Origin of the sequence: Janthinobacterium sp. MP5059B (assembly GCF_001758645.1) — a bacterium.
In the GTDB taxonomy this organism is placed as follows: domain Bacteria; phylum Pseudomonadota; class Gammaproteobacteria; order Burkholderiales; family Burkholderiaceae_D; genus Janthinobacterium; species Janthinobacterium lividum.
On the sequence record NZ_LRHX01000016.1, the window covers coordinates 1,186,010 to 1,201,362 of the forward strand.

Annotated in this window: 14 protein-coding genes; 5 read left to right on the forward strand and 9 right to left on the reverse strand. The window is 64.6% G+C overall.

Annotated features, from left to right (window positions below; translation table 11 throughout):
- Positions 1-27 precede the first annotated feature (27 nt).
- Positions 28-1,569 (forward strand): beta-N-acetylhexosaminidase, encoded by a 1,542-nt coding sequence (nagZ, locus tag JAB1_RS22425; RefSeq protein WP_070281796.1) that lies wholly within the window; start codon positions 28-30, stop codon positions 1,567-1,569.
- On the opposite strand, the gene JAB1_RS28960 is transcribed toward nagZ, so the two are convergent.
- Entirely contained in the window at positions 1,464-2,603 is a 1,140-nt protein-coding gene (locus JAB1_RS28960; RefSeq protein ID WP_071653396.1) for an oxidoreductase, read from the reverse strand. The two genes, nagZ and JAB1_RS28960, sit on opposite strands and share 106 nt — an antisense overlap.
- 44 nt (positions 2,604-2,647) lie before the next feature.
- Between JAB1_RS28960 and JAB1_RS22435 the strand changes: the two genes are divergently transcribed.
- Complete coding sequence (locus tag JAB1_RS22435; RefSeq protein WP_254672197.1) at positions 2,648-3,652, forward strand: AraC family transcriptional regulator; 1,005 nt, start codon at positions 2,648-2,650, stop codon at positions 3,650-3,652.
- A gap of 35 nt (positions 3,653-3,687) precedes the next feature.
- On the opposite strand, the gene JAB1_RS30000 is transcribed toward JAB1_RS22435, so the two are convergent.
- From JAB1_RS30000 to JAB1_RS22450, 4 genes are all read right to left on the reverse strand, one after another.
- Positions 3,688-3,849: a hypothetical protein gene (locus JAB1_RS30000; protein WP_175445093.1), complete on the reverse strand. Its 162-nt coding sequence runs from the start codon at positions 3,847-3,849 to the stop codon at positions 3,688-3,690.
- A 72-nt stretch (positions 3,850-3,921) separates the two neighbouring features.
- Positions 3,922-4,197 (reverse strand): hypothetical protein, encoded by a 276-nt coding sequence (locus JAB1_RS22440; protein WP_070281799.1) that lies wholly within the window; start codon positions 4,195-4,197, stop codon positions 3,922-3,924.
- 9 nt (positions 4,198-4,206) lie between these two features.
- The gene (locus tag JAB1_RS22445; protein WP_070281896.1) at positions 4,207-6,108 is read right to left on the reverse strand and encodes a ferrous iron transporter B; all 1,902 of its coding nucleotides are present in this window, start codon (positions 6,106-6,108) and stop codon (positions 4,207-4,209) included.
- Between the two features lie 2 nt (positions 6,109-6,110).
- Positions 6,111-6,395, reverse strand: a complete 285-nt coding sequence (locus JAB1_RS22450) for a FeoA family protein (RefSeq protein WP_034778868.1) — start codon at positions 6,393-6,395, stop codon at positions 6,111-6,113.
- Positions 6,396-6,807: 412 nt separating this feature from the next.
- Between JAB1_RS22450 and JAB1_RS22455 the strand changes: the two genes are divergently transcribed.
- Both JAB1_RS22455 and JAB1_RS22460 read left to right on the forward strand, forming a co-directional pair.
- Entirely contained in the window at positions 6,808-7,023 is a 216-nt protein-coding gene (locus JAB1_RS22455) for a (2Fe-2S)-binding protein (protein ID WP_034745611.1), read from the forward strand.
- A 17-nt stretch (positions 7,024-7,040) separates the two neighbouring features.
- A complete protein-coding gene (locus tag JAB1_RS22460; protein ID WP_052139928.1) occupies positions 7,041-7,742 on the forward strand; it encodes an energy transducer TonB in 702 nt (233 codons plus the stop codon).
- Positions 7,743-7,955: 213 nt separating this feature from the next.
- Here JAB1_RS22460 and JAB1_RS22465 read toward each other — a convergent pair whose 3' ends face one another.
- Entirely contained in the window at positions 7,956-8,636 is a 681-nt protein-coding gene (locus JAB1_RS22465) for a Fe2+-dependent dioxygenase (protein ID WP_070281800.1), read from the reverse strand.
- Positions 8,637-9,057: 421 nt separating this feature from the next.
- Here JAB1_RS22465 and bfr point away from each other — a divergent pair, with 421 nt between their 5' ends.
- Positions 9,058-9,534, forward strand: a complete 477-nt coding sequence (bfr, locus tag JAB1_RS22475; protein WP_034778875.1) for a bacterioferritin — start codon at positions 9,058-9,060, stop codon at positions 9,532-9,534.
- Between the two features lie 56 nt (positions 9,535-9,590).
- On the opposite strand, the gene JAB1_RS22480 is transcribed toward bfr, so the two are convergent.
- From JAB1_RS22480 to JAB1_RS22490, 3 genes are read right to left on the reverse strand one after another with little or no spacing between them, the layout of a single operon-like run.
- Positions 9,591-10,919, reverse strand: a complete 1,329-nt coding sequence (locus JAB1_RS22480; RefSeq protein ID WP_070281802.1) for an MFS transporter — start codon at positions 10,917-10,919, stop codon at positions 9,591-9,593.
- On the reverse strand, positions 10,916-12,778 hold the full coding sequence (locus JAB1_RS22485) for an alpha-amylase family glycosyl hydrolase (RefSeq protein WP_254672198.1): 1,863 nt from the start codon (positions 12,776-12,778) through the stop codon (positions 10,916-10,918). The genes JAB1_RS22480 and JAB1_RS22485 overlap by 4 nt, the downstream gene beginning before the upstream one ends.
- 15 nt (positions 12,779-12,793) lie before the next feature.
- Positions 12,794-15,088 (reverse strand): TonB-dependent receptor, encoded by a 2,295-nt coding sequence (locus JAB1_RS22490; RefSeq protein WP_070281803.1) that lies wholly within the window; start codon positions 15,086-15,088, stop codon positions 12,794-12,796.
- Between the last annotated feature and the right edge of the window lie 265 nt (positions 15,089-15,353).

Below are 15,353 nucleotides of genomic sequence, written 5' to 3' on the forward strand. Positions count from 1 at the left end.
CACAATACATACCGGAGGAGTTGCAGCATGGAGCAGGGTTTGCGCGAGAAAGTAGGACAGTTGTTCATGGTGGGTTTCGACGCCCTGCAGGCGGACGAGCATATCAAGACCTTGATACGCGGCAAGAAGGTGGGCGGCGTGATCCTGTTCCGCCGCAACGTGCACACGCCCGCGCAAGTGTCCGCCCTGTGCCGCGAGCTGCAGGAGATCAATGCGGAAGTGTCCGACATTCCGCTGCTGATCTCCATCGACCAGGAAGGCGGCATGGTCATGCGCATCGAGCAGGGCGTCACGCCGATTCCCGCCGCGATGGCCTTCCAGGCGGCCGGCTCCATCGACGACTGCGAACGCATGAACCAGATCAGCGGCGATGAAATGCGCCAGGTGGGCATCAACATGCTGCTCGCCCCCGTGCTGGACGTAAACAACAACCGCAACAACCCCGTCATCGGCGTGCGCGCGTATGGCGAGGATGCCGCCACCGTCATCGACTACGGCATGGCGGCCATGCGCGGCCAGCGCGCCAGCGGCGTGGCCGTCACCGCCAAGCACTTCCCCGGCCACGGCGACACGGCCATCGATACGCACTACGCCATGGCGCTGGTCCCGCACGACAAGGAACGCCTGCGCGCCGTGGAGCTGGCGCCCTTCCGCGCCGCGATTGCCGGCGGCGTCGACGCCATCATGACGGCGCACGTGGTCTTCCCCGCCTTCGAGGCCGACACCAGCGTACCAGCCACCCTGTCGAAAGGCGTGCTGACGGACCTGCTGCGCGGTGAAATGGGCTACAAGGGCGTCGTCATCACCGATTGCCTGGAAATGGCGGCCATCGCCGACGGCATCGGCATCGCCCAGGGCGCCATCGCCACCCTGCAGGCAGGCGCCGACATCGTCCTCATCTCGCACCGCGAAGCGCAGCAGACGGCCGCCATCGACGCCGTCATCGCCGCCGTGGAGCGCGGTGACATCTCGCTCTCCCGCATCGATGCCGCTTCTGCCCGCGTGGCTGAACTCAAGCGCAACCGCGCCGTGCGCGACTGGCGCGCGCGTCCAATCACCCCGCCGGCGCTGATGCAGCCAGCCGCGATGGCCCTGTCGCAGCTGCTGCAAAAAGCCGCCTTGCGCGTGCAGGGCGACTACCGCCCGCTCGACGCCAGCCTGCCCGTGACCCTGCTGACGGTGGAAGTGCGCTCGCGCAGCGAAATCGACGAAGTGGCGCTGGGCCGCAACAAGGAAGCGCGCAGCTCGATGCTGCCGGCGCTGCTCGAAGCGGGCCTGGACGTGCGCGAGTACGCCTTGTCGGCCGAAGCGCTGGACGACGAGGTGAACGAGGCCATCGCCTTTGCGCAAGGCGCGCAGCAGATCGTGCTGCAAACGTATAACGCCATGTTCGTCGGCGGCCAGCGCCGCCTGGTCGAGGCCCTGCCGCAGGATAAACTGTGGCTGGTGGCGGGCCGCCTGCCCTACGACCTGGACCTGGCGCCACACGCGCAAGGCCGCCTGGCCGCCTTCGGCTGCCGCCCGGCCGCGCTGGTGCCCGTGGTGGACAAGCTGGCGGGCAAGGCGTAACGCCACGCCCCCTCCTGCACATGCCGGGCCTTGCCCGGCGTTTTATATGCCGCGTCGCAATCGAAGCGCACGCCCGTCATCTGTTCGCTCAGCGTCCATAGCCGGCGCGCCTGCCCGGGATCGATGGCCCAGCGCCGCACGCCCGGCCCCATGCTGTCGTCCTCCACCAAGGGGGCGATATCGCCATCCTCGCAATACACGCCGCCGATGCCCTCAAGCTGCGCGCTGGTGGCGCACCAGACGGTGGTGGCCGCTCCCTGCGCCACATTCTTGAAACCCGACTGCGGCGGCGGATTCACCTTGCCATCCTCATCGAGCGCACCCACGCGGCGCAAGTCGTCGAAGTCCAGGTGGCGCACCAGCGGCGTCAGGATGGCGCCCGGATGCAGCGAGTAGGCGCGCACGCCGTACGCCGCACCGCGACGGTCCAGTTCCACGGAAAACAGCGCATTGGCGCTTTTCGACTGCGCATACGCGCGCCATTTGTCGTACGGCTGGCGTAGAAAATGCGGGTCATCCAGGTCAACGCCCGCCTGCCGGTGTCCCAGCGACGACACGCACACCACGCGCGCACCCTGCGCCTGCCGCAAGACGGGCCACAGGCGCGCCGTCAGCTGGAAATGCCCCAGGTGATTCGTCGCGAACTGTGCCTCGTAGCCGCGCGCATCGCGCAGCAAGGGCGTGGCCATGATGCCGGCGCCGTTCACCAGCAGATGCAGGGCGCGGCCGGTGGCAAGGAAGGCGGCCGCGAATGCGTCGATCGATTGCGGATCGAGCAGGTCGAGCGCCGCGACCTCCACGCCAGCCATACCATTCAAGGCCGCTTGCGCCTGATGCTGGTCGCGCGTCGGCACCAGCACCCTGGCGCCGGCGCCAGCCAGTACGCGCACCGTTTCCAGCCCCAGGCCCGACGCGCCGCCCGTGACGATGGCCTGCACGCCGGACAGGTCGCGGCCGGCCAGCACCTCGCTGGCGGTCGTGGCCGCGCCGAAGCCGGAATGAAGGGGAATTTGCCTGTGATCGCCGTGTGTCATGTCTGCCTCTGCATGTGGGTGGCCAGCGCGGGATGGCTGGCGACATGCTTATTTTGCGCGAACCGTTCTGGACGGTGAATGGCGTAAAATCTTCATTACTATCGCCATCGTCCAGAATTGCCGCCACCATGGATTTGCTCTCCGATGTACTCTCGCTGTTTGATACGCGCAGCTCCTACTTTGCCGGCCTGAAGGCGGGCGGCGAGTGGGCCATCGACTTTCCGCCGCCGGACGGCATCAAGTTCAACGCCGTGATCGAAGGCGCTTGCTGGCTGACGGTCGCGGGCATCGACGCTCCCGTGCCGCTGCAGACGGGCGACTGCTTCCTGCTGGCGCCGGGACGCGCGTTCACCCTGGCCAGCACGCCCGGCTTGCCGGCCGCGCCAGCGCTGGAAGTGTACCGGCACACGCAACAGGGCGTGGCCCGCCACGGCACGCCGCAGCACGATTTCTTCCTCATCGGCGGACGCTTCCACTTTGGCGACGAAGCGGCCATCCTGCTCGACTGCCTGCCGCCGCTGCTGCACGTGCGCGGCGATACGGACCAGGCCAGCGTGCTGCACTGGGCCTTGCAACGGCTGGCACAGGAACTGCAGGCGACGGCGCCCGGCGCGGCGCTGATGACGCGCCACCTTGGTCACATGATGCTGTTGCAAATGCTGCGCCAGTATCTTGAAGCGCAGGCCTCGCACCCGGTGGGCTGGCTGTTCGCGCTGGCCGATCCACGGCTGCGCGCCGCCATCGAGGCCATGCACGCGCAACCGGCGCGGCGCTGGACCTTGTCGCAGCTGGCCGCCGTCGCGGGGCAGTCGCGCTCCGCCTTTGCCTTGCACTTCAGGAAGCGGGTGGGCGTGACGCCGCTCGACTATCTGCTGCGCTGGCGCATGCGCCTGGCCACGCGGCGCCTGAAGGGCGGCAGCGCATCCATCACCTTGATCGCACAGGCACTGGGCTACGATTCCGACAGCGCCTTCAGCCACGCCTTCAAGCGCGTCATGGCCTGTTCGCCGCGCCAGTACCGGCTGCGCCACGCGGGCGGGCAGGCGTAAAAAAACCCGCGCTTGCGGGTTTTAATAGTACAAGGTCAGCGCGCCGGCACGGGCGGCAAGGCTGCCACCGCCAGCAAAGCAAACGGTCCGAAGAACAGGCCGATGCCGAACCAGAGTCCCCCGTGGCGGCCGCGCCGGCTGGCCAGCAGCCAGGTGGCGACCGCAAACAAAAACATGAAGATCAACAGTATCGCCATTGCCACTCCTTGCCATGCGGAAAGCCCAGTGTAGCCCACGGGCGCGCCCATGGCTACACTGAAATACAAGCCCTAGCGCTGCACCTGCATCAGGATCACGCGCTTGCTGCTGCCGTCGGCCGGCGGCGTGTTTGACGGTGGCGGCGGGCTGTCGCAGGAACCGCAGGAACCGCAGCCGCTGCCGCAGCCCGGCGCCACCTTGAAGAAGGTCGACAGCTTCGCCTCATCGAGGCCGCAGCACACCAGGCCGCGCACGATGGCGCGGCGCACGCCCGCCGGCAGGTACTTGGTCGAAAAATGCAGCAGCGCGGCTGCGACGATCAGGGCGACGATGAGGGTTTGCCACATGGTTTTCTCCTAAGCGCCCAGCATCAGGGCGACGCGGTACGTGATGAACGAGGCGGCATACGCCAGGGCGAACATGTAGCCGGCCATCAGCAGCGGATAGCGCCAGCCGCCCGTCTCGCGTTTCACCACGGAGAGGGTCGACAGGCACTGCGGCGCAAACACATACCAGGCCAGCAAGGAAAGCGCGGTGGCCATCGACCACGAATGGGCGATCAGCGGTTCCAGGGTGGTCGCCAGCGCATCGCCCGTTTGCGACAGCGCGTACACGGTGCCAAGGGCGCCGACGGCCACTTCGCGCGCCGCCATGCCCGGCACCAGCGCGATGCAGATCTGCCAGTTGAAACCGATGGGCGCGAAGATCACTTCCAGGCCGCGGCCCAGGATGCCGGCCAGGCTGTAGTAGATCGGCGGGTGGATCGCATTGTCCGGCGGGCCGGGGAAGGTACTGAGGAACCACAGGATGATCATCAGGCTCAGGATGATGGTACCGACGCGCGTCAGGAAGATCTTCGCACGCTCCCACAGGCTGACGGCCAGGTTGCGCAAATGCGGCCAGTGATAGGCCGGCAGTTCCAGCATCAGCGGCTGGTTGCCGCGCACGCCCATGCCGCGCTTCATGACCCAGGCCACGGCCATGGCCGAGATGATGCCGGCGAAGTACAGGACAAACAGCACCAGGCCTTGCAGGCTCAGATAGCCCCACACCTGGCGTTCCGGGATGAAGGCGGCGATGATCAGCGCATACACGGGCAGGCGCGCCGAACACGTCATCAGCGGCGCGATCATGATGGTGACCAGACGGTCGCGCGGGTTCTGGATGGTGCGCGCCGCCATCACGCCGGGGATGGCGCAGGCAAAGCTCGACAGCAGAGGAATGAAGGCGCGGCCGGACAGGCCCACGCCGCCCATCAGGCGGTCCAGCAGGAACGCCGCGCGCGGCAGATAGCCGCAGTCTTCCAGCGCCAGGATGAAGAAGAACAGGATCAGAATCTGCGGCAGGAACACCAGCACGCTGCCGACGCCGCCGATGATGCCTTCCACCAGCAAGCTTTTCAGGTGGCCGTCTGGCATGTTCGCCGTCAGCACGGCGCCCAGGTGGCCCACGCCATCGGTGATCATTTCCATCGGCGTGGCGGCCCAGGCAAACACGGCCTGGAAGATCAGGAACATCAGCACAGCCAGGATGATGGGGCCGACGATGGGATGCAGCACCACGTCGTCGATTTTCTCCGTCAGGTTGCCCTTGTCGCTCGTGTCATTGCTGACGGCGGCCAGGATGCGGCGCACTTCGCGCTGGGTTTCTTCAACGGTGACGGCATCGATGGCCGCCAGCGGTTTCGCTTCCACGACCGGCAGCGGCAGCATGGCGTCAATGGCGTTCAGCAAGGCTTTTTCGCCATCGTGCTGCACCGCCACGGTTTCCACCACGGGCATGCCCAGTTCCTGCGACAGTTTGGCCGTGTCGATCAGCATGCCGCGCTTGCGCGCCACGTCCGTCATGTTCAGCGCCAGCAGCATGGGCAGGCCCAGGCGCTTGACTTCCAGCACCAGGCGCAGGTTCAGGCGCAGATTGGTGGCGTCGACGACGCAGATGATGGCATCCGGACGCGGGTCGCCGCGGCGCAGGCCGCCCACCACGTCGCGCGTGATGGCTTCATCGGGCGTGGTGGCGGACAGGCTGTAGGCGCCCGGCAGATCGAGCACGCGCACGGGTTTGCCGGCTGGCGAGGTGAAATGGCCTTCCTTGCGCTCGATGGTCACGCCGGCGTAGTTCGCCACTTTCTGGCGCGCGCCCGTCAAACGGTTGAACAGGGCCGTCTTGCCGCAGTTCGGATTGCCCAGCAAGGCAATTTGTGGCTGATGCGGCGGCTTGTGCACGCCCGCATCCACGATAGTTTCGACAGCACCCATGGTCATTCCGGTTGAAGCAGCGGTTGAATCGTAATCAGCGCCGCTTCGAAGCGGCGCAGTGCGAACGTGGCATTGCCCACCTTGATGGCCAGCGGATCGCCACCGGGAATGCCGCGCTTGAGCATGCGGATGCGTTCGCCGGGAACGAATCCCAGCTCCATCAGGCGACGGGGCAGGTCGACGCCGTCCTCCGTCTGTCCTGCCGTGTGGGGCGTGATATGCAACACCGTGCCGCTCTGGCCGACTGCCAGCGCATCGAGCGTCATCATGGGTGGAACTAGAGTCATGAGCAAATTCCGTTCAAATTAAGAACACCTGATACCGGCTGCGGCGCGGGGCGCCTTGCGCTGGTTCCAGGTTTGTGAGGTAAAACGCCACTGTTGCGCATTACCGACAAGCGGCCATTCCATCTGTCCAGACGGCAACCGTCCGAGACAATACCAGCATTATAAACATGAATGCGAATAGTTTTTATTTAGCCCGGAGAGCCGCCCCCATCAAGGGCTGCGACATGCGCGCGAATCGCATATCAAGCTGCGGCGCCAGGCTGCCAAGTGCCGCACACTTGATCAAAATCGCTTGCATTGTCCCCCACTTTGCGCGACAATGAAACGTAATGATAATGATTCTCATTAAAACACTAGCAACAATGCTTCCCAGCACTAGTGTCTGTTCATCCTCCAGCCAGAAGGTGTATCAATGATTGTATGTGTCTGCAACAACATATCTGATCGTGAAATCCGTCAAGCCGTCGATCTTGGCCTGTCCAGCATGGCCGAACTGCGCCGCGACCTGGGCGTGGCCACCTGCTGCGGCAAATGCCACACCTGCGCGCGGGAAGTGCTGAACGATCACCTGAACGCCACGGTGGCGCTGCAAGAAACCGTATTGATGCGAGCTGTACTGACAAACTAAAGAAAGCGATAAACGCCATGACGATGATGCCCCCGCCCGTAACGGTGCAGGCCGTGCAGCAATTTGCCGACTTCGACAAGAAGCGCAACAAATTCGCGCCGCTGATGGCCATCGTCGTCCTGCATCTGGCCGGGTTCTACGCGATCCAGAGCGGCTTGCTGAGCAAAGTCGTCACGGCGGCCATGCCGACCATCACCACCATCAGCATCATCGCCCCGCCGGCGCCGCCCAAGCCGCCGGCGCCATCCGTACCGAAAACCGTGGAATTGAGCGCTCCCGTGCCACGCGCCGTGATCCCGCCGCTGCCGCTGATCGCCGTGGCACCGAGCGAGCCGACGATCACGCCGCCGCAGCCGACGCGCGCCGAAGCGGCACCCGTTGCCACCGCCGCGCCGACAGCGCCATCGACACCGTCGCCGACGCCCCCAGCGCCGTCAACGCCGCGCACCGTCAGCAGCGTCGAATACATCAAGGCACCGCAACTGATCTACCCGAATCTGTCGCGCCGCCTGGGTGAAAGCGGCACCGTGGTGCTGCGCATCCTGATCAATGAAAAGGGCTTGCCCGAGCAAATCCTGATCCAGAAATCGACCGGCTACAACAACCTCGATGAAGCAGGCCGCCAGGCCGCCCAGCGCGCGCTGTTCAAGCCGATGATCGAAAACGGCAAGCCCGTACCTGTCTACGTTCTAGTACCGCTGACCTTCCAACTGAGCTAGCCTTCCGGCGGCCCTTGCGCCGCTGCCAGCCCGCAAGCACCGCACCACGTGCCCTGCTTGCTTTTTTGCGCCCTGTTTTTAGTCAAGCGATTTGCTTGTTTCAGTCTGCCAGCCTACATCCCCGGGCCAGGCAGACTTTTTTTTGGGGGTCAGCCCCGAGGGGGGAATGGGCCCCAATGGGGCCCATTCCGCTCGCGCAGCGACTGACCCTTTTTACATCTCCGCCCACATCCGCAGCAGGTTGTGATAATGCCCCGTCAAGCCCACCGTCGCCGGTGAATCGCCGTGCTCTGCGCGCACGCTCTGGATGTTCTGATCGAGCTCGAACAGCATGCTGCGTTTCCAGTCTTCGCGCACCATGCTTTGCGTCCACAGGAAGGAACAGATGCGCTCGCCGCTGGTGACGGGCAGCACCTGATGCACGCTGCTCGACGGATACACGATCACGTCGCCGGCCGGCAGTTTCACTTCGTGCGTGCCATACGCATCGACCACCACCAGCTCGCCGCCTTCGTACTCGTCCGGCTCGCTCAGGAAGACGGTCGACGAGACGTCGGCGCGCATCGACTGCATGCCGTTTTTCGGCGTGCGGATGGCGCCGTCGATATGCAGGCCATAGTGCTCGCCACCCGCATAGCTGTTGAAGAATGGCGGCAGGATGCGCAGCGGCAGCACGGCGGCAAAGAACAGCGGATTGGCCATCAGCGCGCGGCTGACGATCTCGCCCAGTTCCAGCGCCAGCGGCGAACCCTCGGCCAGCTGCCGGTTGCGCTTGACTTGCGCGCCTTGCGCCCCGACGCTGGCGCGCCCGTCGACCCAGTCCGTCTGCGCCAGGCGCTGGCGAAAATGCGTGACCTGTTCCGGCGTCAGCACGCCGGGTATATGCAGCATCATCTTGCTATCCTTTTTCAGTAAACATCGCTGCCTGATTATCGCATCGCCGGCAGCGGCCAAGAAGACACAAAAGCAAGAACGGAGCAACATTTCCCGCCTTTTCAGCGCGGCCGTGCGCGCGCGCCAGCGGCAGCAAAACAGCACCGGGAACGCGAATGAGAATGGCCTTCATTTTCCTTAACAAATAAAAAACGGAAAAATGTGGCAATCCATTTGAGAATGGGTTTTATTCGCACGATATTTACGTTAAAAAGACGGAAAAATGCCGTTTACCGCCCGAAATCGCCCATATTTTGCGCTATCATGCGGGCATAGCGAAACCGGCAACCTGCGCGCCACCAGGCAGCCAAAGCCACCCGGCAGTGAACGCCAGCAGCCTCCGGTTTCATCATCGAACGCACTACAGAACAAAGGAAATCCCATGAAGGGCGATAAAGAAGTCATCCGCATGCTCAACGCACAGCTCACCAACGAACTGTCGGCCATCAACCAGTACTTCCTGCATGCGCGCATGTACAAGCACTGGGGCCTGGAAAAGCTGGGCAAGAAAGAATACGAAGAATCGATCGGCGAAATGAAACACGCCGACAAGCTGATCGACCGCATCCTGATGCTCGACGGCCTGCCGAACCTGCAAGCGCTGCACAAGCTGCTGATCGGCGAGAACACGCCGGAAATGCTGGAATGCGACTTGAAGCTGGAACGCGCCGCGCACGCCACCGTCAAGGAAGGCATCGCCATCAGCGAAAAAGCGGGCGACTACGTCTCGCGCGACCTGTTCCTGATGATCCTGGAAGACACGGAAGAGCATATCGACTGGCTCGAAACGCAGATCGACCTGATCGCCAAGATCGGCATCCAGAACTACCTGCAAAGTCAGATGGCTGTTGAGGAATAATTTTTTCGGCATGCATAAAAAAAACCGGCAACCTGCCGGTTTTTTTACGTGTGCCCTCAAGTCTTTGTGGCCTGCGGCGGGCGCAGCTTGACGAACAGCACCGCCACCGCCGCGCACAGCAACAGGGCGCCGGCCAGCCGGATGACGTTCTCCGGATTGCCGCCCAGCCAGCTGCGGTAATACAGCGGCAGGGTGAAGATCTGGATGATCATCGGGATGACGATGAACATGTTGAAGATGCCCATGTAGACGCCCGTGCGCTCGGGCGGAATGCAGCCGGCCAGCATGATGTAGGGATTGCCCATGATGCTGGCCCAGGCCAGGCCCACGCCCAGCATGGGCAGCAACAGCAGCGCCGGGCTGTGGATCAGCGGGATGCTCAGCATGCCCACGCCGGCCGCGCACAGGCACAGGCTGTGCATGCGCTTGGGGCCGAAGCGGCGCGTGAACGGCACCAGCGCAAAGGCAGCGACAAAGGCGACGAAATTATAGAAGGCGCCCACCTGCCCGTTCAGCAGGCCCGCGTCGCGAAAGCCTTGCGACGCCGGATCCGTCGTGTGAAACAGCGTCGCCGCCAGCGACAGCGCAATGTACTGCCAGTAGCAGAACATGGCGTACCACTGGAACAGGTTGACGATGGCCAGCTGCTTCATCGTCGGCGGCATGTCGCGCAGGGCCGCGCCGATATCGGCCAGCGTGTGGCGCCAGCCCGGCGGGCGGCTGCGGATGGCCGCCAGCTCGGCCGCCGTGAGGGGGTTTTCCGGCGTCGTCTTCAGGGTCCACAGCACCGAGGCGAGGGAAAAGACGGCGCCGATCAGGAAGGCGGCGATGACGATGTGCGGGATATGGCTGCCATTGACGGCATCCTTGTTCATGCCCAGCATGACCAGCAGCGACGGCGTCAGGTAGGCCAGCGTTTGCCCCAGTCCCGTAAACGCGCTTTGCGTGAGAAAACCCAGCGAGTGCTGCTTCTTGTCGAGCTTGTCGCTGACAAAGGCGCGGTACGGCTCCATCGTCACATTGTTGGCCGCGTCGAGTATCCACAGCAGGCTTGCGGCCATCCACAGGGCGGGACTGAACGGCATGGCCAGCAGGCCCAGGCTGCACAGGATGGCGCCGATCAGGAAGTACGGCGTGCGGCGGCCCCAGCGCGTCACCGTGCGGTCGCTCATGGCGCCGATCAGCGGTTGCACGAGCAGCCCCGTCATGGGACCGGCCAGCCACAGGTACGGCAGGCTCGCTTCATCTGCGCCCAGGTATTTGTAGATGGGGCTCATGCTGCTTTGCTGCAGACCAAAGCTGAACTGGATGCCGAAAAAACCGACATTCATGTTGACGATCTGCCAGAACGACAGATGCGGACGGTGCGCGGTGGCGTCGCTCATGCTGGTTCCCTTTCCAGCCACAGCATATGCCATGGCTGCAGGCCCACGGTGCCGGCCAGCACGCTGCCATCGAGGCTGTTGCGCCATTCGCCCGCGGGCAAGGTGAAACGCTGGCTGGCGCCGCTGAAATTGCTCAGGTTGAGAAACGCGTCGCCGCGCAGCAGCGCCAGCACGGCCGGCGTGTCGGCGGGCAGCACGCTGCGCGGCGCAGCGGCGGCCAATGCCGGCAAGCGCCCGCGCGCGTCGATCAGCTGGCGCAGCGCCAGGTACAGCCGGCCGCTGGCGCTCACGCCATCGTGGCGCCATGCCAGCAAGCTGTCGTCGAACGCGGGACGCTGCAGCCAGCGGCTGTCCATCGCCCGGTCGGCGCGCTGCGTGTAGCTGTCGTCGTTGGTCATGCCCAGTTCATCGCCCATGTACAGCACCGGCAAGGCGCCAAAGCTCAATGCCAGGCCATGCAGCAGCAGCAGGCGCCGCAACGCGTATTCCTGCTCCTGCACCGTGGTGGCGCTTTGCAGGCCGGCCAGCGAGGCGGCCATGCCGTTGCTGCCATGCGCCTTGTCGGCGCTGCTGCTCTGGAAGGCGGCGCCGCGCGCATAGCTGCCGGCAGCACCGGCAAAGAACTGCGCAATGCGCGCCAGGCGCGCCGGCCCGTCCGCGCCCGCTTCATTGAGCAGCACGTTCCAGCCGATGTCGTCGTGGCAGCGCACATAACTGAGCCAGCTTGCGGCCGGCGGCAGCGGCGGCGTGGCGGCGATCACCTGCCGCAGCAAGTCCGTGCTTTCCTCCGCCAGCGCGCCCCAGCCGGCGGCCATCAGGCTGCTGTGATAAGCGATATGGCATTCGGGCGCGCTATCGCTGCCAAAGTAGGCGGGCAGCTTGGGGGTGGGCACGATGGCTTCGGCCTTGAGCAGCACGCCAGGCGCGACGATGGCGGCGATGGCGCGCAAGGCTTGCAGCAGGCTGTGGGCTTCGGGCTGGTTCATGCAATCCGTGCCTTCGCGCTTCCACAGAAAGGCCGTCGAGTCGAGGCGGAACACCTCGATGCCCTTGTTGGCCAGGCCCAGCATGGCGCCGGCCATGGCCGCGAAGACGGCCGGATTGGCGTAGTTCAAGTCCCACTGATAGGGATAAAACGTGGTCCAGACCCAGCGCTGGAGCTCCGGCACGAAGGTGAAATTGCCCGGTGCCGCCTGCGGGAAGACCTGGCCAACGGTGCGCTCGTAACGGTCCGGCTGCGCGCGGTCGGGATAGGTGTGGAAAAAATCGCGCAGCAGCGGATCGCCCGCCTTGGCGCCCAGCGCCCACGCATGGTCGTCGGCCACATGGTTGAGGATGAGGTCCGAGCACAGGCTGATGCCGGCCGCGCGCAGCTGCGCCGTCAACGCCAGCAAGTCGGCATTGCTGCCCAGCGCAGGGTCGACTTCCTCAAAGCTGGCGACGGCAAAGCCGCCATCGCTTTCGCCGGCACGCGGCCGCAAAAACGGCAGCAAATGCAGATACGTCACGCCCAGCTCGCGCAGATGGGCAATGCGCGCCGCCACGCCCTGCAGGCTGCCGCCGAAGCGCTGCACGTAGGCGCTGTAGCCCAGCATGGACTGGCTGGCAAACCAGTCCGGCTGCGCTTCGCGCTGCGCATCCTGCCGCAGCAGCGCAGGTGCGCGCGCCGCGTACAGCCGTCCCACGCTTTCCATCAGGTCGCCCAGCCAGGGCAGGAAGTCAGGCCGCTGGCCATACAGGCTGCCCAGGCGGTCGAGCAGGACCGCCTCCTGGCGCGCATAGCGGCGCGCCGCATCGTCGCGCAAGTGCGAGGGGAGCGGCGCCAGCAGGCGCGCCAGGGGGCTACGTATCGACATCATGAATCCTATCCTTGCTTAAAATGCGTATTTCAGGCTGACCTTGACGGCGCGCCCCGTGATCGAGCGGGCCGCGTGGCCATCGCCCTCGACTTCCGTATAGCCGATCTTGTTGAGCAGATTGTTCGCCGTCAGCGCCACCTGCATCTGCGGCGTAAGCTGGTAATTGACGAAAGCGTTGAGCACCTGGTAGGCGGGCAAGGTGATCGTGTGCGCATCATCGCCCCACGACTTGCCCGTACCGACCAGGCTGGCGCCCAGGGTGGCAGGTCCCCATTCATAGGTGGGCGCGAGCTGGTACACGACACGCGCCTGGCGCCGCGGCGTATTGCCGATCAGCGCCACGTCGGCCGCGGTCGTGCCCGTGATCTCGGCATCCGTGAACGTCAATCCGCCATTGATGCGGAAGTCGCCGGCGCTGTAGGCCGCTTCCAGTTCCACGCCCTTCGCTTCATAGCTGTTGGCCGTGCGCAGCTGCGTCGTCGCCTCGTAATTGCTTTCCTTCGTCTTTGCCTGGAACACGGTGACGAAGGTGCTCAGGGGGCCCCGCCGCCATTTCACGCCGCCTTCTAGCTGGCGCACGGTGTTGATCGCCACCGGCACGCTGCCATCCAGGGGCGTGCCGAACAGGATGCGGTCGGCATTGAAGGCCACGCCTTCGCTGACGCGGGCAAACACGGCCAGGTTGGCTTGCAGCTTGTAGTTCGCGCCCAGCGAGTATGAAGTATGGCCCAGGGTGTAGTCGACCTGCTGCACCGTCGACGGCAGATAGGCTTGCGCGCCGGTGGCCTGGTTGGCCGTGCCACTGGCGTGCTGGCGGTCGCGCCGCAGGCCGCCGTCGAGGTTCAGCGCGCCGCTTTCCCAGGCCAGGTTTACGTAGGGCGACGTCGTGCGGTACTCCATGTCGACGGCGCGCGAACAGCAGGCGCCGAAGGCCGGGCCGATGTAGCCGGGCGTGCTGCTCGCCGTTTGCAGCAGCGCCGGCTGGTCGCCCGTGGCCTGCATCAGGTATTCATTGAAATTCCAGGTCAGACCCAGCTTTTGCTGCGACAGGTACAGGCCGGCAGTGGTGGTCAGCTTGCCGCTGTCGAGCACAAACGTCCTGGCCAGCTTGGTGTCGCTCAGGGTATTGCTGGCGTCGTCGATCGAGGTGTTGAACACCACGGCGGAAAACGCGCGCCCCGTGTAGGGCTGGCCCCGGTTCGGGCCGCTGGCAAACACGTAGCTGCCGTCGCTGCCGTTATTCGACGGGAAGACGCCAATGAAGCGGCCCGAATTGTCGGCATAGCGGAAGTTTTCGCTCACGCTCCAGCCCTGTCCCAGCTTGAACGATGCTTCCAGTCCCACGGTGTCGCTCTTGACGTGCAGACCGTCGTTGACGCGGGTGGCCACGCGCTGATTAGCCTTGTTCAGCACCATGTCGGGCACCCAGTACGGCGAATAGAAACTGGCCTTGCGCGGGTCGATGCCGGCGACTTCCGTAATGCGGCCATTGCGCACGCTGACCGGCACCGGCAAGGCCGTGGGCGACTGGTCGTCGAGGTGCTTGAACGACAGGCGCACGAAGCCGCTGTCGAATTCATGCGTGACATTGCCGCGGATCTGGCCGCCCTTTTCGCTGTTGACGCCGCTGTGGCGGATGCCTTCTCCCGTGCGCCAGGAGCCGCCGATGAAGAAGCGCGTGCGCTCGGAAACCGGTGCGCCGTAATCGAAATCCACGCGCGTCTGGTCGTAGCCCAGGCCCCGGCTGAGCGCCACGCTGCCGCCCTTCTCCTTGCCATTCTTGCTGATGAAATTGATGATGCCGCCCGGCGAGTTGGTGGCCAGGGTGGAGGCCGAACCGCCACGCACCACTTCCAGGTGGTCGAGGGTGGAATCGATCTTGACGAAGCTGTCGGGCGTGGTGAAGTTGAAGTCGCCGAACTGCAGCACCGGCAAGCCGTCTTCCTGTATCTGCACATAGCGCGCGCCGCCGGCGGAAATGGGCAGGCCGCGCACGGTGATGTTGGCATTGCCTTCGCCGCCCGAGGACTCGGCCCGCAAGCCCGGCACCGAGCGCAGGACTTCGGCGGCGCTGGTCGGCGCGTTGTGCAGGATGGTGTCGAGTTCCATGCTGCTGACGGAATTGCTCGATTTCATTTTGGACGTGCCGCCGGTGGTGCCGGTGACCACGATGCGTTCCAGGTTCAGGCCATCGGCGGGGGCGGCGCTGGCGGGGGCGGCGGCCGATTGGGCCTGGGCGGCGCCCCATTGCAGCAGGGCCAGGGCGACGGCTGCGGCCATGCAGCCGCGTTGAGCAGTACGTGTCTTCATCTTGTCTCCAGTGTTGTATGCCGATACATCGAGGTATCCGCTTGTTATGGGTCCTGGCCGCCGCATGCCGTGGCGCGCTGGCTGAGCCGGTACGTCATTATTCAACGAATAAGAATTTATTGCAATCGATTGCAATCGAGCGCTGCAACATGGAATTTATGTTGTTTTTAAGGGAACGCTACGGGCAGTAAATAGGAAAACAGGCGGAGATTGATACGAGATCAGGATTTTTCATGCTGCCATGCAGCATGAAAAGTAGTGGGGA